We start from the raw sequence: 23,428 nt of genomic DNA, 5'->3' as shown, positions 1-23,428 counted from the left end.
GAGCCCTCATGTTGTTTGCACTAAAAAAAGCACGTCTTGCCGTTAGAAATACAAGAGCTACTTTAAGTCATGCGACAAGCTCACTAGTGGAAACTGTGCGAGAAGAGCTTGGCATGACGGATGCGCATCATAAAAAACAAATTGAAGCGCTGTTAGATACCTATTGTTTGTCACCTTATTTACCGGATGAGGTTTACGATTCGGAGGCAGATATTTATCCCTACAAACAGGCTTCTCATATGATGTTTGAATGCTCAACACTGATTGGTGCCAGTGAAGAAACAGTAACTATTCTCACCAGTATATTAACGGATATTTTGCCTCCCGACAGTTGTTTTCATGCCTTGTTTTGGGCATCGCCTAAGGTTGGTCACATGATTGATGAAATGGAGAGTCAGCGCAGTCAAGGCAGTGAGGTGTTAAAAGCTCTGGCTCATCGACGAGCTGAATTTTACCGCAAAGGAGTGTATGGCTCATTAACTAAAGAAAGCAATTTTGTATTGCGTGATTTTCGACTTTTCTTATGTATTTCAATACCGCGAAAGTCCATAGAGGACGATCGTTTATTACTTGGCAGTTTGCGCGAAGACATTAGCAACAATCTAAAGTCAGTCAACATTGTGTGTAAGGAGCTCTCTGTTGAACAAGTGATTAGTTTAAAGCGTGAGTGGTTATTTCCAACAGAGAGTTTGTATGAAGAAAAAATAAATTATGATGCTCATACTGAAATTCGCTTCCAGCTTACTGACATTGAAGCAAGAATGCGTGTTAAGTCGAATCAAATAGAGATTGAGCGAGAAGAAGACACCCGCGTTATTAAATGCTTGTCTGTAAGGCAGTATCCTAAATCTCCTATGCAATGGCAGATGGGTGATTTATTTGGAAAAATGTTTAATACCTCTTTGCAAATAAGTTGTCCTTTTCTTTTTAGCTTTGCAGTACGAGTTAAAGATAAAGACAAGGTTATGGCCACATTAGATGCCAAGTATGCCGATGAAGGCCAAAATGCCAAACAGCCCTTTATTGCTAAATGGGTCAAGAATTTTAACAAAAAATACGCAGAAATCGAGGAATTAAGAGAGCGATTGAGTTGCGATGACTCTTTGGTTGATTCTTATTATAACGTTTTATTGTTTACAACACCTGATAATGTCCGTCGCGATGTACGACGGGCTAAAGATGTATTTCGTGGCAACCAATTTGATTTGCGTACGCCAACGGGCTTGCAGCTGCAAACACTTCTGGCATCCATGCCATTTGCACCAGCTGAAGGCATGTTTGATGATTACAAATCATTTGGGCGGGTAAGACCTTTAACCAGTTTTAATACAGTTAACTTATTACCTATCCAGGGAGAGTGGAAGGGTTCAGGGCGATTTGCTCAAGTCTATCCACAAAGACGAGGACAATTTACCGCTATTTATTTTTTTGACAACGTAGTCAGAAACTACAATGTTGCCATTGTTGCACCGCCTGGAAAAGGGAAATCATTCTTAATGAATGATTACATCCAAAGTCTGTTATCCCAGGGGGGATTTGTTTATATCATTGATGTAGGCGGCTCCTACGCTAAATCGTGTGAGATGTTGAACGGACAGCTCATTGATTTTAATCATGATACAGAAATTAGCTTAAATCTCTTTTCAACAATTGATGCAACAGTCAAAAATGATACTGCGTTTAAAGACGTGCACAACCAGTTAATTCAGCTCGTTGGTATGATGGCAAGACCATCGGGTAACATCAGTGATGAAGAACGAAGCCATATTGAGAAAGCCATTGAAGCAATGTGGCGACAACACCGCAATGATACAACAATCACTCTTATTGCTCATCACTTAGAAGCGAGTCACGATCCTATTTCTCAAAATATTGGGAGGCTGTTGTACAGCTATACTAAAAACGGTCGTTATGGCAATTATTTTGAGCCACCTTGTTCACTGGATTTTAAAAGAAACTTAGTCATTTTAGAGTTGGGTGGCCTTGATGGGAATAAGGACTTACAACGCATTGTATTGAAAATCTTAATGTACCAAATCACCAATGCGATGTATTACACGCCAAAGCATATTCCCAAAAGCTGTTTAATCGATGAATCCTATGAATTGCTTTCAGATAATGGCACGGGCGGCAGTGCTAACTTTGTTAATGAGGGTTATCGACGTGCGCCTAAATACGGTGGAAATTTTATTACAGTGACTCATGGTTTAGATGATTATGAGAATAATCCAACTGCCAAAATGTGTTACGACAATGCCTATTATAAAATCTTTTTAGGTGCCTCCAAAAGTACGATTGATACTCTAAAAACGAGTAATCAGTTGGATGCTTATGGTGAGCGTTTAATTCGAAGTCTGAAAATTACCAATGAATACTCTGAGTTCTTAATGATGTGTGAAGAGAATTCAACAGTGCATCGTTTGATTGTCGATCCCTTCTCACGGGTACTCAATACTACACGTGGTCCTGAAGTAGAAGCCTTGAAACGATTAATGGCAACAGGCTTGCCATTGGCTGATGCAATTTCCAAGGTTGCTCAGGAGGTCTATGGTTATGTTTAAGACAACCAAAGTAGCTATACTTGCTTCATTCTTCACCAGCCTCTTAGTTAACGGGATTATTTATAATGTTTTGAGGCGGCCAGAGATTGCAAGCGTTGATATCCTGGCAATTACCTCTCAATTCATCAAAAAAGAGGCTCAAAAAAATCATTCGAGCCTTGAAAAAAATTTAGTAATCAAAGAATTCTCTCACCGATTGGAACAGGCTTTGAACGACTTATCGCGTTCCAAGTCGTTGATTTTAGTCCCAAGAGAAGCCGTAATTAAAGGGAGTCCTGACTATACAAACGTTCTAATGGATAGAGTTGGTTTGGAGTCTAAATCGTGAGACCGCTTCTATTAATTATCTGCTTGCTTTATCTACCCTCGGTTGGCGCGAAGGATTTTGGAGTTTTAGGAAAAACCTTCGTAATCGCTGAAATGGATTTTTTAGAGTACATCCAACAAAAAATGGCTGATATGCAGGCCAATGGTGAATGGAAGGCGGTTCAGTCTGAATTTAAAAAACGAGTAAAGGAGCATTTAGCACGCCCAACACCTACACATTTACCCAGGGCAGAGGCAGATAAAGAGTGGTTATTTAATCCATCAGTTACTGTGCCTTATGATGTGAAGGACAATCTCGGTGAAGTAATCGTAAAGCTTGGCACAGTAATTAACCCATTGGAGAAAGTCAGCTTAAACAGCACACTTCTTTTTTTTGATGGCGATGATGAAGCGCAAGTGTCATGGGCTGCGCAAGAGCTAAGACAGCATCAAAAAGTCAAATTAATTCTCACTTCAGGTTCAGCAAAGGATATTGCCAAGCAGTTTAAACAAGCCATTTATTTTGATTTAAATGGATTTTTGGTAGCCAAATTTCAAATAAAGCATTTGCCGGTTAGGGTCATTCAGGCAGGGAAGCATCTATTAATTAAAGAGGTGAGCCTATGAAGCCCATTTTTATATTTTTTGCTTTTATTATTACTGGATTAGCAGAAGCAGGATCGTGTCACGGTCGCTTTGTTAATCCAATCACTGATGTGTGTTGGTCTTGCTTGTTCCCCTTAAGTTTAGGGCAAATCAACCTTATTTCTTCGAATCATTTACCTGACACTAAAAATCCTAAGTTGCCAGTTTGCGAATGCCCAGGAAATCCTATCCCTCGTCTGGGGTTAACGATTGGCTACTGGGAGCCTGTCAACTTAGTCGATGTTACCCGTACTCCTTTTTGTTTGGTTAATTTAGGAGGAATCTCCTTAAATTTTGGCAAGTATTATCGCAAGGGTACGGTTGAAACTGACAGCAATTTGTCCAATCAATCCTTTTATCATGTGCACTGGTACAAATTTCCTTTGATGTATTGGCTGAATGTATTAACCGATGGCATTTGTGTTGAAAAAGGCGATTTTGATATTGCTTACCCCAGCGAATTAGATGCGATGTGGAATGATGATGAGTTGGGTTTTATTATCAATCCTGAAGCCGTATTGTTTGGCAGTTTACCAGCACAAGCAGCTTGTGCTGCTGATGCGAGTACCGCTTTACTGGGTAGTGCCATTGATAAACTCTTTTGGTGTGCAGGAGCCCAAGGAAGTATGTATCCTTTAACTGGGCATGTACAAGAACACGTTGGCGGAGTTCAAGCCTCAGTCTTATTATCAGAACGCATGAATTACAAGCTGCACCGCCAAGGCTTACTGGAAGATTCGGTAGGGCTTGATGATTCAACAAGCAGCACAAAATCCATTTGTCATACTCACTACTCACCAATTTTACCCAAATCACGTTACCGCTATCAGATGGTCAATCCCTTACCAACAACGCATGCTTGTTATCCCTTGGGACGTGCTACGAGTTTATGGGAGGCAGGTCACGAATATCCCCTTAAGGGTGAGGATTTTGGATATTTGATTTTTCGTAAACGCAATTGCTGCGCCTTTTAACGATTAGGAGCTGAAATGTACCCCATATTTTTAGTTGTAATATTCTTGTTTTCAGCGAGAGTGTTTGCAGCAGATGAAGCATATATTGCTTCAATTGAATCAAATGCTCGGAATCGTGCTAACGCGTTTACTCAAGAAGTAAAACAAATCAGTAAAAACCTTAAGTCATCAGAGAAATCAGGACAAATCGATGAGTTTACCCAAGCCCCTAAAGCACAAGAGTCGATAGCCACTCACTTGAAAAAAGTCAGCCAGGTACTGGTGTTTTTATCATTTTCGATGCCTGAACGAAGTCTGCAAGCTTGGCTTTTACAATGCAAACAAAGTGGTGCAACTCCGGTGATTCGTGGGTTGATTCATAATTCGTTTAAAGAAACGATGACTGCAATCCAGAAGTTAAGCAAAAAAACAGGGATTGGAATGCAATTGGATCCGATTCTTTTTAACACTTTTGCTATAACTGCGGTTCCTGCCGTAGTTTATGTCAAAGACATACCTCTTTGTCCTGCCAATATGAATTGTAAGCCAGTGGACTACGACAAACTTTATGGCGATGTATCTCTAGATTACGCTTTGGAAAAATTGGCGAGCAACCAGTCCATAGATGATCCTGCGTTACATCAAATGCTTCTTCGGTTAAAAGGAGCGCAAGTCAGATGAAACATTTCATTTTTATTTTTTTGATCTTAAGCTCACAAATTAACGCGCTTGATTTGAAGCAAGCCTATCAAGAGGGGGCTCAGACAGGAAAAAATCATGCGAATCAATCCATTGATCTACTTAAAGCACTTGATCTGAATCAATTCCCTGGCTATCAAGCGAATCTGTCGCAAGAACATTATTACAGTGGAGTCACTCAGGAAAATACGGGTCTTGAAACGGATTCACAAAAAGGCGTGATGGATAATGAGTCAGGAAAAGCAGTTCATGAAGGCTTTAATCACCGACCTTTACAACAAGTAAATCCAGCCTCCAATACCATGCAAAAACTGAATCAAATTGCGGAAAATGGGGATGCTATTATACGGGGCCAGAATACGGATAAAACCACCTGCTCTTTAAAACCCAAAGAATGTCACTATTCTTGGCAGGAAAAAACATGTTTGACGAGTAAAGGATTAGGAGCACTACATTGTGCAAGAAACCTCCGTTTAGAAGTCTCAGCCTATAAAACAGAAAGCTATACTTTATATCTGCGCAAAAATGGAAAGAGAACCAAACCTTTTCAGGTCTTAGTCAATCTTACTCAAGGCGATACTTGCCAACAAGGTAAAAATCCTTGCTATACGATTTATAAAGATCAAGTAACAGTCCCTGCGATTAAATTACCTGAGCATTGTGCCTTGGTTAAAGTAAATATTGTTGATGCAAAGGGGCTGGTAGTGGTGCAACAAACTGCTAATTGTGCTCAACCATCCTTAACGGTATCTGTGGGGAAGTGTCGATATGGACGTTGCACAATTCCTTATTTTCATTCCGCAACCATGACCGTAGAAATATATGAAAGAAAGGAATATTGGGATGATCAGTGCAAGCATTTAAACAATAAGGAACAAGAGGAATTATGCCACATTACAGAACCCTTAACCTGCACAGAGCCTAACCAAACACGAATTATTGGAGAAATTCCATTTACACGCCCTTGCTGGAAAGAGAGAGCAACCTATAAGTGTGGTGATGAGGGACAGAACACTTGTGGTGGTATGATTAATGAAGGATGTGAACAAACTGCTTCAATCTGTTTAAAGGAGGATGGTGGTCGTTGCAAAACCTATCAGCAAACTTATCAATGCCCGCTGAACCAATGCACTGAGAATCAATTACTTTGTGGTGATAGTGCATTTTGTCTTGAGGGTGATTGTGCAACACATGAATACATTCCCGCTAATGAAAATGATTTTAAAAAGGCCATGTCTACATTGTCATCGGTATCTGATGCATCGAAAGACTTTGATGTAAATGCTAATTATATTTTTAAAGGCAAATTGCTTGAATGTTCAACAACAATGCTCCACTTTAAAAATTGCTGCAGTGATTCGGGGTGGGGTATTGATTTGGAACTAGCCCATTGTAGCGATAGTGAGAAGAAATTGGGTAAAGCCCGAGAAAACAAGCTGGTTGTTCCTACAGGTCATTATTGTTATAAACGCAGAAAATTCCCTGGTGGTTCCGTATGTACTGATACCCATGAAACCTACTGTGTCTTCCAATCTAAATTAGCCCGCATTGTTCAAGAGCAAGGACGACGGAATCAATTGCATATAAGTTTTGGCAAAGGGAAGCACTCTAATTGCTCAGGTATTACGCCTGAGCAAATGCAGCTTATTCATTTTGAAGCGATTAATTTTTCTGAATTTTACGACGATGTAAAAAACAAGATGAAAAAACCTGATTATGGACAAACAGCTAATGGAATAAGTCAGCGTCTTAAAGAGATTTATAACCAGGGAGATATTAATGGCTAGGTTGTTTTTTGTCCTTTTGATTAGTGTCAGCCCATTTCTTTGTGCACAACATTCTTATCTTAACGAGCATGAAGCTGGTTGGTACTGGCATAAAGATCCAAAAGTACACTCTAAAAAGAAAAAACAGGTGGAACCTACGGTGGTCAATAGACCTGCTGATCCTGATAAAACATGGAAACTAATAGGCGCGCGAGTACAGCGCGCTCGTGCACAAGCTATTTTAAATCCAACTACTGCAAATATAGCCAGAGCAAGGAGACTGCAACGCTTGCTTGTCGCACAGGCTAATCTTTTTTCTGAAAAGTGGATGCTCGACTTGTTAATAAATCCAGATCAGGATGAAAGTCTTGTTAATCCCAGCAGCAGTGCAGCTCGTGATATCTATAACCAGCAAAACAGTATGCAAAAGGAGCGAGCTATTGCGCAAATTAGCCAGTCATCGGGATTGCTGTATTTCTATAAAGGTGGTGAGCCTTTCAGTGAGCGTATGGCGGAAGTTGTGAGTGATTTTGCCAACAGTTATCACATGACAGTCATTCCAATTGCCATGACCGATCGTTTTTCTCCATTGCTTCCTAATTCACGAGTGGATGCAGGTGAGGCGAATCAAATGGGCGTAAAACACATTCCTGCTGTCTTTGCTCTTAACCCAGTGTCTAAAAAAACTATGCCTGTTGCTTATGGTCTAATCAGCCAATCGGAACTGAAAGAAAATATCTTAATGGCAACTAATGCTTTTCAATCAGGGGAATACAATGCGCAATAAATCAGTAATTTTAATCGTGTTAGTGATGTTATTTGCGCCCCATGCCTATGCAAATCATGCTGATACAGTACTTTATACGCTTGCCAAACAACAAGGATTTTTCTTTTTTTATAGTTCGAGCTGCCCTCATTGCCAGCGTTTTGCACCTACATTAAAACGTGTAAGCAATCAGTATGGGTTTAGCGTAGTTGCAATTTCGATGGATGGTGGTTATTTATCATCATTTCCTGATGCGGTAATGAATGAAGGGCAAGCCAGGGTATTTCAAGTCAATGTTTTTCCTTCTCTGTTCTTAATTAACCCAAAGGGGCAAATAGCGCAGCTTGTAACAGAAGGCAATATTGATGAAAGTGAACTGATTAATCGCTTACTAAAGATGAGTCAATCTCATAACGAAGAGGTGGCTTTATGAAAAAAATGATTCTGTTTTTTGCTCTGCTAAGCACTATTGGTGCTGGTCACGCTAAATCAATAGGAGATGATTTAACAAGTTATTTTAAAGCACTCAATATGGGCGGGAACATAACACAACCTCATGCTTATCAGGCTCAGCGTGCTGGTTTTTATACGGGCGGTAACCTATATGCCAGAAATAGTGTGCGTAATCTGCAAATTATGCGCTTGAACTGGCCTAAAGTATCCGCGGGCTGTGGCGGTATTGATGCTACATTTGGCGGATTTTCCCACATTAAAGGTAAAGAGTTTGTCGATTTCACAAAAAATATATTGAACAATTCACAAGGGTTAGCCTTTCAATTGGCTTTAGAACAAGCAACACCACTATTAGGTAATGTAGCAACTAAATTGCAAAACGTGGCTACTTGGGTGAATCAATCAGGGATGAACTCGTGCCAAATGTCTGAGAGTGCGGTGCTCGGTTTATGGCCTCGTACTCGGCAAGCACAACAGCATGCTTGCCAATCCATTGGCCAATCCAAGAATCTTTTTTCTGACTGGGCAGAAGCACGGCAAGGCTGTGGTAAAGGATCCAGCAATTACGATTACGACCGTGTGATTAATGAAAACAGCAACAATGAGCAAGTCGTAGACAATACCAATGTGGCATGGAATGCATTAAAGAAAAACGGTTTATTTGCAAATGACACCGAATTAGCTCAGCTTATGATGACTTTATCAGGTACTTTAATTCTTACTCGTGATGCACAAGGAGTACATGTCCAACGTTTGGCTTCTTTAGTAAGTAACAATAATTTAATTGGTGCACTTTTGCGAGGCGGAGAAGTAAAGGTCTATCAATGTGATGAAAAGGTGAAGTGTTTACAACCCACTCTAACCAGTAAAACCATTGATATGAGTCATGGTTTAGAGTCAAAAGTTCGTGATCTGATTTTGGAGATGGCCAGTCACATTAAAGATAATATAGAACAAAGTGAAGCGGCAAAAGGACTGATTGAGTCTACTCAATATCCAGTGATGAAAATGGTCAGCGTGCAAATGGCCTTTATGAAAAACAGCGCGGTGATTGATACCACACGATATTCAGAAGCAATTGCCATTGATATTTTGTTTCAATATTTAAATGAAAACTTACAGCTCATTAAACAAGCAGCGGGGACATTGCAATACCCAGAGTCCATCATGAAAGAATTTCAATCTGATCTCACCCAAGCTCGTCGTGATCTGACGCAAATGGAGGGGACAGCGCATCAACGGATGAGCATGGCGATGCAAATGATTCAAGAAACCCAAACCATCGAGCAAATGCTGGTCGGTGAATTTTCATCAGAGCTCACTCAGTCTTTGAGTTGGGCAAATCAATTGAGGTAAATGCAATGGCCGTTACGATGCAAATTTATACAATTACCGGTGGTGAGTTGATTAAAGCATTTTATAACGCCACTGCCGCATTGTTTCATTACGATGGAGTATTAGGCGTTTTTAGGACAGCACTCATTATTGGCGGGGTATGGACTGTTGGCCAATTTATTGTGACGCGCGATATACGTCATATGTTTTTCTATATTTTTAAATATGCCTTTGTCATTTCATTTATCTTAACACCTACCTGTAATCTGCAAATTCACGACCGAACAGATCCACTACGTCCAGATTTAACGGTTGATAATGTACCTTTAGTTTTGGGAGTGGCTGGGGGCTTGAGTAGCCTGTTAAGCGATAAAATAACACGACTTTTTGAATTCTTTTTTCATTCTCCTAACGACATGGATTACAGTCAAACAGGTATGATCATGGGGGCAAAGCTCTTTTTATCTGCAGCCAACATTAAAATCACCGATCCCATGTTTAATGCAAACATGCAAAAATTCATGCAGCAATGTGTCTTTTACGACGTGATGTATGATCGATACAGCTTAAAAGACATTAATCAAGCAAGAGATATTTGGGAGTTGGTTAAATCAAATGCTTCAGTTGCGCGTGGATTTATTTACGATAGGCGGTTTAGATCTTGTGTGGAAGCGGCCACCTTATTAGATGGTGCGTGGAATAGCGTTATTGAAGATGCTAAAGCCAAGTACGCAGGGTTTGTTTTTGGTAATCATACAGAGGCTAAAGCCAATTTTGAAAAGTATCTACCTCAAGCCTACAATCATTTAACTGCCATGTCCGGTGATGCAGCGGCGCTGATTCGGCAAAATATGATGGCCAATGCGATTCGAGATGGTGTATTTTCAATGGGCGCGCGTGTGAATTCCAAAGCAGCCATTGATAGTTTTTCAGCAAGCCGTACGCAAGATAAAATTCCCGCTGCACTAAGTAATATCGGATTAATGTCTGCTTATTGGTTGCCTATGCTGCAAAGTCTTTTGTTTTGCATTGTTATAGGGTGTTTTATTTTCGTTTTGTTCTTTTTCCCGTTTCCCTGCGGCATTACATTTTTCCAATTTTACATAACACTTTATGTGTGGCTCGCTTTGTGGGCCCCCATGTTCACAGTGATTAACTATATTATGACCACTTTGACACAATTTTCATTATCCTTTGTCTCAACTGGTGTAACTACTCTGGCCTATCAAACAGGTATTAATCAGGCATACGAAAACATGGCGGCGTTAGGTGGGTATTTAGTTTTGGCAACTACGACATTGAGTTATATGTTAATCAGTCGCCAAGTGGGTAGTTTTATGGCGATTGCACAACAACCGGCGGGCATTGTTCAAAATGCCGCGTCCTCTGCGGCTGAAGAAGCACAAATGGGTAATTACAGCTATGGCAATACCAGTTTTGCCAATCATAATGGATTTAATAGTAGCTCCTTCCATAATGATCGCAATGCAAGAGTCTCATTAGGTGGTATTGAAACCAGTCTTGATAGCGGATCGATTGCCCGAATATCACGAGATGGTAGTGAAACACTGACGATGGCAACAGCAACTTCTCATACACCACTTAATATTCAATTAGGAGAAAGCACACGTTCTGCATTTTCCGAATTATCTGACAATGCGAAAAGTGCGGGCTTTAATAAATCCATTGCTTCATCACAGCAATATGCTGCATCGCTTCGAAGCTTAGCAGAGTTAGGTGAGACGCAATCACATAACGAACAAAGTGGACTAGGACATCAAATATCGACTTCTGCAGGTTTTAATCAAGCAGCATCAAAGATTTCTAACCTCATTGATACCTTTGCTCACGATCATAATATTTCACGAGATGAGGCCACGAAAGTATTAGGTGCTGCCAGTATTAATTTTGGAGCATCAGGTGGTTTTGGTACTGGTTCTGCTGTTCCTGGATTAAAAGGAAATATTGAATTGGGAGGAAATTTACGTCGTGAATGGGATAAATCAAACTCTCATCAAGATGCACGCTTGATGAATGAAGCACGTCGTTTTAGTGACGAACATCATTTTACAGCTGTAGTTAATGAGGCAAGACAAGCGACTAAAGATGAGCATTTTCGTGCTTCTGATGAGTTTAGTGGACGCTTGGCTAATAACTTTTCAGCAGGCTTCGATAAATCCATGCATTATCGTGATGAGGCTATGGCAAGTCTTTCTGAATCAGAGAGCTACCACCGACAAGCAACTCTATCCAATGAACAAACAGCATCAATTAATCTTGATGCACAAACAGGTTTTATTGATTGGTTATCACATCATCGTGCACCTAATAGTCAGGGCACTATTGGGTTGCAGCAGGCAGAATGGCTTATTCGCCATGATCCTGAATTAGCGCAGTCTTATGCGCGACAATTTGTTGCTGAAAAAACTGAACAAACGATTAAACAATTTCAAAAAAATCATCCTATTAATGAACATCTGGTGCAACAAAAAAATAATGTCTTTAAAAATCATATTACAGGTACTGAGGGCGTAGATCATGTGCTTAATGATTACTCTAATACTTTGAATGAGAAAACAAAGAACATCAATGTAGGTAACGTCAGCAAAGAATCAGTTACAGCAGTTAACAAAGATTTTGTTCGCTCCAATAAAGAACTCTCAAAAAATTTAGGCGGTATTGTTCAAGATGGTTCCCAACTGATGCAGGATGTAATCGTCGCTCAATCTAACAAGGACGTAAAATGATGGTTACCAGGAACGTGTACCATAGGGGTTTCCTGAGATATCCATACCACTGCTGCCCGACATCGGTCGGCCTGAGCTTGGATTTATACTCACATGGGAACTGTAATGATTTGAGCGATGGTAACTGGGTGATTCATTTGCTGAAAATGGTTGGTTTAATGACGAAGAACCAGCTCCGCTATGATATCCCAATGATAATGCATAACCTAAGTCAGAGAGCATTAAAACAAAGCCAAAAGAGGAACCAAGACCAAACGACGCAAAAGGCAAAGCCACAAACAAGAACCAATCAGCGCAATAGAAAAATAGCGAACCGCTATTACTTGGAAACGATCCAAAAGCAAGAAAGGCTAATAATTCAATTAAAAGAACAAGGGATCCAATTCCAATGGAAGCCAACCGAATTTGTTTTTGTTGCGCAGTGGGGAGCTCATCGATTGAGCAAATTATCACTTGCCCTTTATGGTTTTTCTCCATTGGATTTTCTCCTTTTTAGTTATTGTAGCGTGAGTTTTACTTTTTTTATACTGATTGGAGAGCAATGATGGCTGTAAATCCAATGAAATTATTTATTCGAGGTGGGATAAATTTTTTGCACAATGTGCGTATGTTTACACAAGTTAGTAAACAAGTAACTGTTGCGACGCTTATAGCTTTCTTAGTTTTTTCAGTTATAACTTTTTATTTTAATACCACTGTTTATCAACGTTATATAGGGCAACAATGGATTAAAGCACACGTAATGATTCTTATACAAAGCAAAGCGAAACAAGTGGTGCGTATGCCAACAGGTGAGTCTTATCCTGTTTATTCGGTACAAATTGTCAAAGCCTCTATGGTTAATACATTTATAAATCAACTAAAGTTGGCACTATTTTATAGTCTGACAGAGTCATTATTTGCCTCTATAGGTATGTTAATTGTTATAGCTAAGTGGTTGCAAAAAAAAGGGGAAAATCAAAGTAAATCTAAAATCATTCGTGGCAGTGAGTTGGTTGATGAGGAAGAGTTACTAAAATGTATAAAAAAAATAACGAATGTTTCTCCTTATAAGATTGGACGTGTGTCGCTACCTTGGGGTTCTGAAACCCAGCATATACAAGTAGTGGGCACAACGGGTTCTGGAAAAACGGTTGCTATTCGCAATCTATTAACAACGATTCGGGATAGAGGTGAACGTGCCATTATTTATGATAAAGGAGGAACTTATCTATCTCGTTTTTATCGTGAAAATCAGGATGTGATTTTAAATCCCTTAGATAGCAGAGGGCACTCATGGAATGTCTGGGCTGAGTGTGAAGACAAGGCTGATCTTGAGGCTCTAGCTGAGGCAATTATGCCTATGCCCGTTAATAACTCGATGGATCCTTTCTGGATTAAAGCCGCTCGTATGATTTTTGTATCTACAGCAAATGAGCTAAAAAACGATCCAAATCGCTCCAACCTTATGTTATTGCAATATTTGCTTACAGCAGATTTAGGTCGTATTCATCACTTATTACGCCACACTGAATCAGAATCATTGGTTTCCGATAAAGTACAAAAAACTGCGTTAAACGTAAAAACAGTAATGGCCACTTATTTAAAATCATTGTTGTATTTGAAGGATGATGGCGACCTATTTTCGATTCGTGACTGGATTTTGAATGATCAGAGTAACTCCTGTTTGTTTGTCAGTTCAGATGGGCGCAAACATCCAACAATTAGACCTTTAATATCAGCATGGATTAATACAGCTACCAAAGAACTTTTAAGCTTAGCACCGAATGATAATCGAAGAGTATGGTTTATTTTGGATGAGTTGGCTACCTTGCATGCTTTGCCTTTTTTGAGTGCCGTTAAATCAGAAAGCCGTAAATTTGGTGGTTGCTTCTTATTAGGCCATCACGGTGCATCTCAATTGCGTACTATTTATGGCAACGATGGTGCTGCATCTCTTTCAAATTTGTGTTCGACCCGTTTATTTTTGCGCTTACCCGAACACACTGATGCAGAACATGCTTCTCGTAATATTGGTTCTTATGAAGTCGAAGAAGTGAATGAATCCGTTAGCTATGGAGCGAACACGATGCGGGATGGGATTTCAGTGTCTAGACAGATTAAGGAAAAGCAATTGGTGTTACCTACTCAAATCCAGGTAGTTAATGATTTACAAGGGTATTTGCGTGTTAAGGGTGAGTTTCCTGCTGCAAAAATAACGCTTGATTATGTTGATTATCCGCTTATTCATGAGCAGTTTATAGCACGTGAAATTGATCCCGACCCACTTCGTCAAAAAATAGAGAAATTAGTAGATACCTACAGTGATCCTCTTCTAGCTGCTTCTCACGATGAAGCATTAGAGCAAGTAAACACACCAAAAAAAGAATTGGTGAAGTCTAACCTCAAAGAAAAAGAGAGTGTTGAGTTTCTATAATCAAAGTTGCGGGGAAAGCATGTTAAGTATCCAACCATTAAACAGTGCTGAAGGAGCGGCCTCTTATTATCTTGATGTTGTTAATTATTATGCAAACGATTCTAACAGCGTGCGTTGGCTGGGTGAAGGGGCTAAAGTACTTGGTATCCACGGAAAAACTGTGGAGCAAGAGCAAATGATGGCTCTTCTTAAAGGAAACTTGCCTGATGGAACCCAACTTGGACGAATTGATAAAGACGGAATTCATCACCGCCCAGGTTTTGATATGACGCTTACGGCTCCCAAATCTTTTTCGATTTTACTTGAAAGTGGTGCCGATCCAAGACTTGCAGAAGTATTTGATAAATCTGTTGAATGGTTCGTTGAGGAAATGGAAAAAGAGTTTGCTCAAGCGCGACAATTTGTTGATGGTAAAGTCGAATACATTGATACCGGCAACCTAGTCATAGCAGCTTTTCGCCAACCCAGTTCGCGCGCCAATGATCCCAATTCGCATACACACCTTGTAGTTCAAAATATGACTCAATGCCCAGATGGAAAGTGGCGATCGCTTGCGAGTGATATGGATAGCCAGAAAGGAGTGGTTGAGCAAATCATGAAACACCACATTTACGGCGGGCTTAAATTTCGCAATAAATTAGCAAATTTAACCAAAGAACTCGGATATCAGTTGGTTTATGATGGTGATGGTTTATGGGAAATTCAGGGAGTACCTGAACAGATATTAACTCATTTTTCAAAACGAAGAGAGTCCATCGAAGCTGTGCTCGATGAAAAAGGCTGGAGTGGTGCTAAAGCATCGTCAATTGCGGCTCAAAAAACAAAATTAGATAAAGAAATTGTTGATTTTGATCAATGGAAAGAAGACATCATCCAGGAATGCCAGGAGATGGGTTTTAATCCACATCAATTAGTGGAGTCCTCTTTAAAGCCGCAACAAAGTCTATTTAAAACCTTAAAAGAAACTATTGTGGAGCGCTTTTATGGCAAAGACAATATCGAAATGAATTATGCCAGAGAATCTGTGTATGTGGCTATTGAATCAATCAGCCAACAGCAAGCAGTATTTGAGGAAAGAGAGCTCAAAAAAGAGGCACTTAAACATGTAATAGCAAGTAATAAGATAATCGATGAAACCTTAATTAATAAAGCGATTGATGAAAGTATTGCCCATCAAAATCTGTATAGGGCAAGACATCCTTTTACGCAAAAGCCTTTGTTGACAACCCCCTGGCAACTGACATTAGAAAGCGAGGCGATTCAGCTTATAGAAAATGGCAAAGGTGCTGTTTCCGCTATTTGTTCAAAACAAAGGGTAAGTGATTTTATAAAAGCAAAAGAACAAGAGATGGCATTTGCTTTATCTCCTTCACAAAAAAAAGCCATGACCACGTTTTTAACCTCAACAGACCGATTTATTGCCATTCAAGGTTACGCTGGAACGGGTAAAACTACTATGTTACGTTTAACCAGTGAATTGGCATCCCTTCAGGGTTATGAAATTCGAGGTATTACAGCAGGTTCAGCAGCTGCTAATGAACTGCGCCATAAAGGTGGATTAAATGCTTCTACTTTTGCTAGAGAATTGGGACGATTACAGAATCAGCAACAGGATTTGAGTAAAACAATATTTGTGGTGGATGAGGCTTCCATGTTATCTAATCCACAAGGCCATAAAATTATTAAATTGGTGGAACAATTTAATACACAACTAAAAATCATTGGCGATAAAGCCCAACTTCCATCACCATCCAGTGGGAAATTGTTCTCTGTAATGCAGGATTATGGAATTAAAACTGTTGCCATGACGGATAATCTTCGCCAGAAGGACATGGTATTAAAAGAATCAGCTATTCATGCAGGGCGGGGGGAAGTCTATGATGCTGTTGAAAAATTGACCCACGTAGAAACAGCGGATACTTATCTGAAACGAGTGGATTATCTGGCATCTAAATGGTTGTCATTCACTCCGGAAGAGCGGCAAAATACATTGTGTTTTGCACCAACGCACAAGAACCGGCATGACATCACCGAACTTTTACGAAATGCATTAATTAAAGAAGGGACATTAACTGGAAAAGAACATCTGCAACCCATACTCAAAGAGCGCAATTTAACCAGTATCAAACTTCGAAATGCAATCTATTACAACAAAAACGATGTCATTCGTTTTAACAATAGAGCACAACGATACAACATTAAAGCAGGGGAGTATTTAACTGTTGGAGAGGTGACTCATACCCACAAAAAGAATAATACCCTTTCTCTTAAGCGTGAAAATGGTCAAATAATCACCTTCAAACTGTCTTCTTTGCCTGCATTTAAAACTGAAAATAAAGATCTAGAAAGACCAGTCGAGATATATCGTCAGGAAATACTAAACATTATGGCAGGCGATCAAATTCAATGGAAGCGCAATGGTGAAGACAAGGGGATTCGAAATTCTGAATTAGCAACCATCAAACAAATCACCAAAGACGCAGTCATCATTAATACTGAAGACAATCAGACGCTTCATTTAGCTTTTGGTGCAAAAGAACTACATCATATTGATCATGGCTATGTACTCACGACCTATGCCACTCAGGGACAAGATAAAAAAAGAGGGCTTGGTCTTATTGAAAGTTTCAACCGATTTGCCTCAACTATTCAAAACTTTTATGTCGAAACCACCCGAGGTATTTGGGAAATGATCGTGGTTACTGATGATAAAGATCGCTTGGTCAAAGCGATTACCACCAATGATAGTGAGAAATACTCTTCTCTGGATATGGTTGGCTCAGATACCTTGAAAACCCATGAAGGGCGGTTTAAAGACCATAAAAACAGTATGGCATTACAAAATGTTATTGAAAAAAAATTATCTAAAGAACAAGGTTGGCAGGACATGGAACGTACTGTAGAAACCTATCTCCAAAGCAAACAGCAAGGAGACGAACAAAAAGCTGCAAAATTAGCATTTACCATGGTAAATGATCCAAAACTATACCGTCTTGCCAAAGAGCGCCTGAGTTTTAGTGTCAGTACGTATCGACGTGAAGCTCTTCGCTGTCAAACCTCTAAATTATTTCATTCATTACCCAAAACAGAGCGAGAGTATTTTTCTACTGTCAGGCAGTATGTGTCCTTAAACCAGAAAATCCTCAAACGCTGTCAGCATATCAAAGAGCATGCATTGGAACATGGTGTTTCGAATGCAATTTCAAATCAGAATAAAAGAGATCTACAACAGCTTTCTGCCAAGCGGAATAAAGTTGCTTTTTTAATAAGTAGCGATCTTGAGCGTTATAAACCCTATTTGCAGCATTTTTCGATCGGTGAGCTAAACAGGATTGCATTACCTCAGCATGAGTATGGTAAGGAATTAAAAAAAGCACAGATACGCCTTGAATCACTTGGAAAGCAAGCAGCAAAGGATTTAATACGAACCAATGTATCGCTTTATTTAAACACACAAGGTGAAGAAAGAGAAAGGCTCGCAACCTTAATTAAAAGAGAATCCAAGTTATCACATCCTTTTGTTTTAACCCATGCCAAAGAATTGAACCAAAAACCTGAATTGTTATGGCAATCAATCCATAAAGATGCACGCTTGCATAGCGAGAAGTTATTTCGAAATGGATTAAGTACTGAGGGACGGTTGGCCTTTGATATGGTCAAGGCTTATAAATCGTTACAGATGGAGCTTAGGAAGAATTGGTCGTCAAGTCTAAAAGAAGTACAAATCAGTGAAGGGAGGGGAGCTAGCCCAAAATCCATTGAGCTACTCATTCGTCGTAATGAGTTAGCTCATGAATTGATGCAAAACAAAGCCGTTCTTGATGTAGCCTCCTATTTCAAGTTGGATTTGGCAAAGCTAACAACACAAAAAGAAAAACATCAGTATCGGGAAAACATCAAGCAATTTAGTGCAAGTAAGTTTAATTTCAAAGTACGTCTAGCACTAATCAATGAGATTAAAAACGATATCGCTGGCCATTATCCCTTTATTAAAGAAGCAAATCTTGAAATCAAAACCATTAGTAAATATCTACGAGTTACCGACAGACAGGAACGATTATCCACTCTTTCCTCCCCTGAGAAAAAAGACTATCAATGTTTTTTGTCTTATAAAAAAGCCAACATTCAAACATCCAGGTTTTGGCGGGAAGCTTACCTTAATAAATCTGGTGGCGATGTGCAAAATAACAAGCGGATATCAGCAGCAATCAGTCAATCATCAAAACGTGATGCTTTGGCTCATCAATTAAAAGACTCAAAGTACCTTGATTCAATTTTATCTTATGAAAAGGGCAACAAAGAAAAATTGCTCACCCAAGCGAGCAACCACAATATAAAGTTGCGTGAAATTAAAGAGCTAAATGAAGTCGTACACACACTATCAACGCAATTTCTGAGTATCACAAACTCTAACTCTGCAAAAGAAATATCAGCCTGGAAAAAAAATTGGGTCTCGCTTTCCAGTCACATAAAGCAAATTGAACAGGGCAAAGGGTATCAATTAGCTTTGCAAGAATATCCATTGAATGTGTTTTCCATAAAGACAATTAACAAGGAATTAAAGAACAACTATGATTTTAAGCCAGAACCGATTGCTCCAAAGTCATTACAATCAAACAATCCGGTTTTACAAAAAATCAAAAAATCCGCACAATTTTTGGATGCTAGAATAGTTAATGAAGCGCTGATGGCTGATCCAGAAACAACCTATAAATCAATCTGGGGTGAGCCAAAAACGCAAAACTCCAGAGAATTACGTTATTCTGGTGGCTTAATTGTAAGTTTGAAAGGCAAGGATAAAGGATTATGGCATGATTTCAGTGATGGAATAGGAGGAGCTCCGATTCAAGCAATTATGACAAGAGATAAGCTGTCTTTTAAAGAAGCACTTGCTCAAGCTGCATCCATGGCAGGCATAAATCAAAGAGAAGAACTTACCAAATTCATAAAATCCCCCATTTCCAGTAAAATTGAATTACAAAAATTAAGTGACCTTGAAAAGAAGAATAAAGTAATTTCAGCAAAAAGCATTTGGCATAGTTCTGTTCCAGTAGAGGGAACATTGGCCGAAAAATATTTAAAACAACATCGAGGTATAGAATCCATTGATAAAATGGATATACGTTTCTGGCCAATTGACGCTCAGTGGAAAAATTGCAATGAACAAGGATCATTAGAAGATAAAGTTAATAAAATCCCAGCATTAATCATTGCGGCAAGAAATGAAAAAAATGAACTAACAGCGGTTCAACGAATTTACCTGGACAAGCAAACAGCCCGTAAAAATAAATTTATGGATAACCCAAAACTATCTAAAGGAATCATCGAAGGCAGTTGTGGGATTATTCAAAAAGGAATGCGAGGCTCTCACCTTTATATTGCTGAAGGGTTTGAAACAGGCGCATCTATAGCCCTTGCAGACAGCAAAGCCACTGTACTATGCTCCTTTGGCGTTTCAAATATGAAGAACTTAAGCCCAATCATCAAGAAATTCAATGCAAAGGAAATTGTTATTGCAGGTGATAATGATGGCGATTTTGCTAAATCATACAAAGCCATCGAAAAAACAATCGATACCTTCAGACAAGATAACTTAAGTGTAAGAGCTGTATTTCCTGATAGATTACAAGGAAAATCAAAAACAGACTGGAATGATATTCATTTAAATAAAGGAATTACAGAAATCCAAAGGCAACTAATACAAAAGGATACTGGAGTCATTTCATCAATCGTTGATAAGCCAATTGAACTACCAAAAGCAATTGCCGATTTTGCACAAATGAAATTCATGAAGTTAAGCAACAGCCAAATTACTTCCATTAGAGATAATGCAACTATTGACCATAAAAGAGACTTAAATCAACTAGTTGCAGTTTACAATAAAAGCCAACAAGTATTAGAAAAATCTGTCTCCTTCACTCCTGAACAAACACTGCCCATAAAAGCAAGACGTGAAATAGAAATGGAGCTTTAGATACTCCAACCATAGCATAGCGTATGCTCGCACTGAAAATGTTTGTCATTGATAATTAATCTTATGAAATTAAATAGCCTTATTAAACATATCGTATAGATATTTCTTTGGGGCCATTTTAGGACGATTTACAATCGCAAAAATAAAAAAAAGATGGAAAACCAAGTTTTGTGTTTAATTTTTTGCCATACTTAATCTAAAGGATTAAGGGACTTATTATGGAAAGTAAATATAGTAACTACATAGTTTATGTAGACGAAAGTGGTGATCATAATCTTACCGATATAGACGAGCATTACCCAGTATTTGTTTTGGCCTTTTGCATCTTTAACAAAGAAGACTACTGTAAAACTATTGTTTCTAAACTACAGAAAATAAAATTTAAATATTTTGGTCATGATATGGTTGTTTTTCATGAAAGAGAGATTCGACAAGCCATTAGACCATTTCAAAGGTTGAACAACCAACAAATTAGGAATGAATTTATGGATGACCTTACAAATTTTATACAAGAATCTCCTTTTACCTTAATTTCCACTGTAATAAATAAACAAAGACATAATGAGCAATATCTCTATCCTCAAAATCCATATACCTTGAGCATGAAATTTAATCTTGAAAGACTCTATAAATTTTTAGAAGAGAAAGGCGAAACCGATTTAAAAACATATCTGGTGTTTGAAGAAAGGGGCAGAAGAGAAGACAATGAATTGGAGTTAGCCTTTAGAAGATGTTGTGACTATGATAATTATTTAGGTACTAATCTACCTTTTGAAATTATATTTGCAAAAAAATCAGTAAACTCCTGCGGACTTCAATTGGCCGATTTAGTAGGTAGACCAATTGGAAGACATCAGCTAAATCCAGATCAAGGAAATAGGGCTTATGACGCAATAAAACCTAAATTTAGAAGTTTTAACGGTAAAATAGAAGGTTACGGTTTAAAATGCTTTCCCTAAAAAGCGAAAAGCCCTGGTCTTCACCAAGGCTATAACGCCGACCGGGAACCCCCAATCCACTTAATATAATTATAAATCTTTATTTTGATATTACAATACCTCTTTAGGATTATTTTTATTCAACTAGACTAATTTATAAACTATATATTTAATAGAAAACATAAAATTCCCTTGGTTATATGTGCAAATAGTGTTCAAATATTTTGTTTTTTAGTGGATATAACTTTATTATGGAACTTGATAGCAACATCAGTCGAAAATCCGAATTTTTAATTGGTTCAGTTCTTTTAAGTATTCAAGGAGCTACTAAAAATCTTAGAGAAGCTTTGGAGAATGGGAATAGTCAAATAATTTTAATAAGAAGGAGAGAGTTACATCTAGTACTTCAAAGAGGTGAGCTGTTTAATAACAAGTGTTCACCTATTATATCAATAATGGCTTTTCGTTTATTGCGCAACCTAAAATCTGAAGTATTGATTGCTAATTCTCTGATATATGACGCTTCTTTGGTTTTATCTCAATCCCTTTCTCTTGCATGAGCATCTTATCACGTAGTTTTTTTATTTGCCGAGGATAAGTTGACTTTGTTGCATGGAGGGCTAAAGCCCACAAATGCTGTTCATAAGCTTTTCCTTTTTTATTTTTAACAAGCTCACAATCTTCTAAACTTACCTTAAATTGTTTTAAAAAAGGATTTTTTAATTTAGTACGGTATTGAGGAGCAAGTTGGATAGATTTTATTTGATCATTTACTTTTTGAAAGTAATTATGAAATACCATTCGAATAAATCCAGTTTTATCACTAGGCTTATGCATTTTAGTTTGAAATGACTAACATATTTCCGGAACCAACAATTTTATATTCTATTAGAATAGAACAATTGTTTTTATTTTGGAAATACAACATTTCAATTTGGCTATAAAATTCTCTTATAAATTCTTTGGCTTCTTTCTGGAATAACTCAAAATTTAAGTGATTAAGTTTAATGATTTTAGGTTCAACCCTTTTTTTGAAGTCTTCATCAATGATCAGATAGCTTAGAGATTTGTCTTTTGAGCTTTCCCAGCGAAATGCAGCAATAATATCCATTAAATTTCTCCATATCTCAATGACAATGTATTAAAGTCAAATGCTTTTGGTTAATTATAATACAGTATTATGGATATGGCTGGTGTATGCTATTATGGCTAGTGCCCCGAGAGTGTCCCACAAGAAGTAATTTTCTTAAGAAAACTCAATGCCGCTGAGAAGAATCGAATTCCCGACCTTTTGATTACGAACCCGATAGTTTTATTTCAAAAAATATAGGTTTCATATTTAAGTAGATTATTAAAGAATTGAATAGGTTTTTCAAGTAAAGTCAAACGAAATAATATCTATCTTAAGGGGATTTGATATCTTGGGACTACCAGGAATATGACAGAGTATGTTAAAAGTCTTATAGTGATTCCTGTTGAATACCTTTTAATTTATTAAATTTGCTTAAGGTATCTTTGGTTATTTGAACTATTTTATCATCACCAAAATTAAATTTATCAATGGCAATTTCTTTAATAATACCATTAATTTGAATAATGAGCTTTTGGCAATACTCTTCAATGTTTGCAGTCTTTTGCTCATCTTTATTTTCGGACTTACTGTTCATAACCATCAGTCCAATTTCAACAAGCCGAGTTGTCGTATAAGAGAGTGAGTCATTTTCCTTACCAGCTATTTTAATGATTTGCTTATGAAGATTGTCTGGTAAGGTAACAGTGATTCTAGCCATAATATAACCTCTTTTTGCGATTGTGTTGGATGTCTGTCTGATGCATCCATGCACGCCACATCTAGTTATAATTAGATCA

The 23,428-nt window shown here is 38.3% G+C and carries 17 protein-coding genes; 13 read left to right on the top strand and 4 right to left on the bottom strand.

Annotation, left to right across the window (positions count from 1 at the left end; translation table 11 throughout):
• The first annotated feature begins 8 nt into the window (after window positions 1-8).
• From traC to DY223_RS18765, 10 genes are read left to right on the top strand one after another with little or no spacing between them, the layout of a single operon-like run.
• A complete protein-coding gene (traC, locus tag DY223_RS18810) occupies window positions 9-2,561 on the top strand; it encodes a type IV secretion system protein TraC (RefSeq protein WP_235810516.1) in 2,553 nt (850 codons plus the stop codon).
• A complete protein-coding gene (locus tag DY223_RS18805) occupies window positions 2,554-2,889 on the top strand; it encodes a TrbI F-type domain-containing protein (RefSeq protein WP_160116298.1) in 336 nt (111 codons plus the stop codon). The genes traC and DY223_RS18805 overlap by 8 nt, the downstream gene beginning before the upstream one ends.
• Window positions 2,886-3,494 (top strand): type-F conjugative transfer system protein TraW, encoded by a 609-nt coding sequence (gene traW, locus DY223_RS18800; protein ID WP_058459452.1) that lies wholly within the window; start codon window positions 2,886-2,888, stop codon window positions 3,492-3,494. Before DY223_RS18805 ends, traW begins: the two co-directional genes overlap by 4 nt.
• Window positions 3,491-4,486 carry a conjugal transfer pilus assembly protein TraU gene (traU, locus tag DY223_RS18795; RefSeq protein ID WP_058459451.1) on the top strand — a complete coding sequence of 332 codons (996 nt, stop codon included), beginning with the start codon at window positions 3,491-3,493 and terminating at the stop codon, window positions 4,484-4,486. Before traW ends, traU begins: the two co-directional genes overlap by 4 nt.
• A 15-nt stretch (window positions 4,487-4,501) precedes the next feature.
• Window positions 4,502-5,146 (top strand): type-F conjugative transfer system pilin assembly protein TrbC, encoded by a 645-nt coding sequence (trbC, locus tag DY223_RS18790; RefSeq protein WP_058459450.1) that lies wholly within the window; start codon window positions 4,502-4,504, stop codon window positions 5,144-5,146.
• Window positions 5,143-6,951 (top strand): type-F conjugative transfer system mating-pair stabilization protein TraN, encoded by a 1,809-nt coding sequence (gene traN / locus DY223_RS18785; RefSeq protein ID WP_058459449.1) that lies wholly within the window; start codon window positions 5,143-5,145, stop codon window positions 6,949-6,951. The genes trbC and traN overlap by 4 nt, the downstream gene beginning before the upstream one ends.
• Window positions 6,944-7,717 (top strand): type-F conjugative transfer system pilin assembly protein TraF, encoded by a 774-nt coding sequence (traF, locus tag DY223_RS18780; protein ID WP_058459448.1) that lies wholly within the window; start codon window positions 6,944-6,946, stop codon window positions 7,715-7,717. Before traN ends, traF (DY223_RS18780) begins: the two co-directional genes overlap by 8 nt.
• Complete coding sequence (traF, locus tag DY223_RS18775; protein WP_058459447.1) at window positions 7,707-8,129, top strand: conjugal transfer protein TraF; 423 nt, start codon at window positions 7,707-7,709, stop codon at window positions 8,127-8,129. Before traF (DY223_RS18780) ends, traF (DY223_RS18775) begins: the two co-directional genes overlap by 11 nt.
• Entirely contained in the window at window positions 8,126-9,505 is a 1,380-nt protein-coding gene (locus DY223_RS18770; protein ID WP_058459446.1) for a conjugal transfer protein TraH, read from the top strand. Before traF (DY223_RS18775) ends, DY223_RS18770 begins: the two co-directional genes overlap by 4 nt.
• 5 nt (window positions 9,506-9,510) lie before the next feature.
• Entirely contained in the window at window positions 9,511-12,231 is a 2,721-nt protein-coding gene (locus DY223_RS18765) for a conjugal transfer protein TraG N-terminal domain-containing protein (protein ID WP_058459445.1), read from the top strand.
• Between the two features lie 3 nt (window positions 12,232-12,234).
• On the opposite strand, the gene DY223_RS18760 is transcribed toward DY223_RS18765, so the two are convergent.
• Window positions 12,235-12,708 (bottom strand): hypothetical protein, encoded by a 474-nt coding sequence (locus DY223_RS18760; protein ID WP_058459444.1) that lies wholly within the window; start codon window positions 12,706-12,708, stop codon window positions 12,235-12,237.
• A 64-nt stretch (window positions 12,709-12,772) separates the two neighbouring features.
• Between DY223_RS18760 and traD the strand changes: the two genes are divergently transcribed.
• The 3 genes from traD (at window position 12,773) to DY223_RS18745 (ending at window position 21,580) form a co-directional block, all read left to right on the top strand.
• The gene (traD, locus tag DY223_RS18755; RefSeq protein ID WP_058459443.1) at window positions 12,773-14,647 is read left to right on the top strand and encodes a type IV conjugative transfer system coupling protein TraD; all 1,875 of its coding nucleotides are present in this window, start codon (window positions 12,773-12,775) and stop codon (window positions 14,645-14,647) included.
• Between the two features lie 19 nt (window positions 14,648-14,666).
• Window positions 14,667-20,621 carry a conjugative transfer relaxase/helicase TraI gene (gene traI, locus DY223_RS18750; RefSeq protein ID WP_058459966.1) on the top strand — a complete coding sequence of 1,985 codons (5,955 nt, stop codon included), beginning with the start codon at window positions 14,667-14,669 and terminating at the stop codon, window positions 20,619-20,621.
• Between the two features lie 218 nt (window positions 20,622-20,839).
• Window positions 20,840-21,580 (top strand): DUF3800 domain-containing protein, encoded by a 741-nt coding sequence (locus DY223_RS18745; protein WP_058459442.1) that lies wholly within the window; start codon window positions 20,840-20,842, stop codon window positions 21,578-21,580.
• A gap of 480 nt (window positions 21,581-22,060) precedes the next feature.
• Here the strand turns inward: DY223_RS18745 and DY223_RS19650 are convergent, their stop codons facing one another.
• From DY223_RS19650 to DY223_RS18735, 3 genes are all read right to left on the bottom strand, one after another.
• A complete protein-coding gene (locus DY223_RS19650) occupies window positions 22,061-22,396 on the bottom strand; it encodes a hypothetical protein (protein WP_058459441.1) in 336 nt (111 codons plus the stop codon).
• 1 nt (window position 22,397) lies between these two features.
• Window positions 22,398-22,670: a hypothetical protein gene (locus DY223_RS19645; protein WP_058459440.1), complete on the bottom strand. Its 273-nt coding sequence runs from the start codon at window positions 22,668-22,670 to the stop codon at window positions 22,398-22,400.
• A 349-nt stretch (window positions 22,671-23,019) separates the two neighbouring features.
• Entirely contained in the window at window positions 23,020-23,349 is a 330-nt protein-coding gene (locus tag DY223_RS18735) for a hypothetical protein (RefSeq protein ID WP_235810514.1), read from the bottom strand.
• Window positions 23,350-23,428: the final 79 nt, after the last annotated feature.

Source organism: Legionella bozemanae, from assembly GCF_900450575.1.
Lineage (GTDB): Bacteria > Pseudomonadota > Gammaproteobacteria > Legionellales > Legionellaceae > Legionella > Legionella bozemanae.
Note: the sequence above shows the minus strand (reverse complement) of the source record. Positions and strands in the feature narration are given on the sequence as shown.

Excerpts from the sequence above, each read along its gene's own strand:
- DY223_RS18805 (WP_160116298.1), top strand. The coding sequence starts at position 2,554 with ATGTTTAAGACAACCAAAGTAGCTATACTTGCTTCATTCTTCACCAGC.
- traD (WP_058459443.1), top strand. The coding sequence starts at position 12,773 with ATGATGGCTGTAAATCCAATGAAATTATTTATTCGAGGTGGGATAAAT.
- DY223_RS18735 (WP_235810514.1), bottom strand. The coding sequence starts at position 23,349 with ATGGCTAGAATCACTGTTACCTTACCAGACAATCTTCATAAGCAAATC.
- traN (WP_058459449.1), top strand. The coding sequence starts at position 5,143 with ATGAAACATTTCATTTTTATTTTTTTGATCTTAAGCTCACAAATTAAC.
- DY223_RS19645 (WP_058459440.1), bottom strand. The coding sequence starts at position 22,670 with ATGGATATTATTGCTGCATTTCGCTGGGAAAGCTCAAAAGACAAATCT.
- traF (WP_058459447.1), top strand. The coding sequence starts at position 7,707 with ATGCGCAATAAATCAGTAATTTTAATCGTGTTAGTGATGTTATTTGCG.
- traF (WP_058459448.1), top strand. The coding sequence starts at position 6,944 with ATGGCTAGGTTGTTTTTTGTCCTTTTGATTAGTGTCAGCCCATTTCTT.
- DY223_RS18745 (WP_058459442.1), top strand. The coding sequence starts at position 20,840 with ATGGAAAGTAAATATAGTAACTACATAGTTTATGTAGACGAAAGTGGT.
- traI (WP_058459966.1), top strand. The coding sequence starts at position 14,667 with ATGTTAAGTATCCAACCATTAAACAGTGCTGAAGGAGCGGCCTCTTAT.
- traU (WP_058459451.1), top strand. The coding sequence starts at position 3,491 with ATGAAGCCCATTTTTATATTTTTTGCTTTTATTATTACTGGATTAGCA.
- DY223_RS19650 (WP_058459441.1), bottom strand. The coding sequence starts at position 22,396 with ATGCATAAGCCTAGTGATAAAACTGGATTTATTCGAATGGTATTTCAT.
- DY223_RS18770 (WP_058459446.1), top strand. The coding sequence starts at position 8,126 with ATGAAAAAAATGATTCTGTTTTTTGCTCTGCTAAGCACTATTGGTGCT.
- DY223_RS18760 (WP_058459444.1), bottom strand. The coding sequence starts at position 12,708 with ATGGAGAAAAACCATAAAGGGCAAGTGATAATTTGCTCAATCGATGAG.
- DY223_RS18765 (WP_058459445.1), top strand. The coding sequence starts at position 9,511 with ATGGCCGTTACGATGCAAATTTATACAATTACCGGTGGTGAGTTGATT.
- trbC (WP_058459450.1), top strand. The coding sequence starts at position 4,502 with ATGTACCCCATATTTTTAGTTGTAATATTCTTGTTTTCAGCGAGAGTG.
- traC (WP_235810516.1), top strand. The coding sequence starts at position 9 with ATGTTGTTTGCACTAAAAAAAGCACGTCTTGCCGTTAGAAATACAAGA.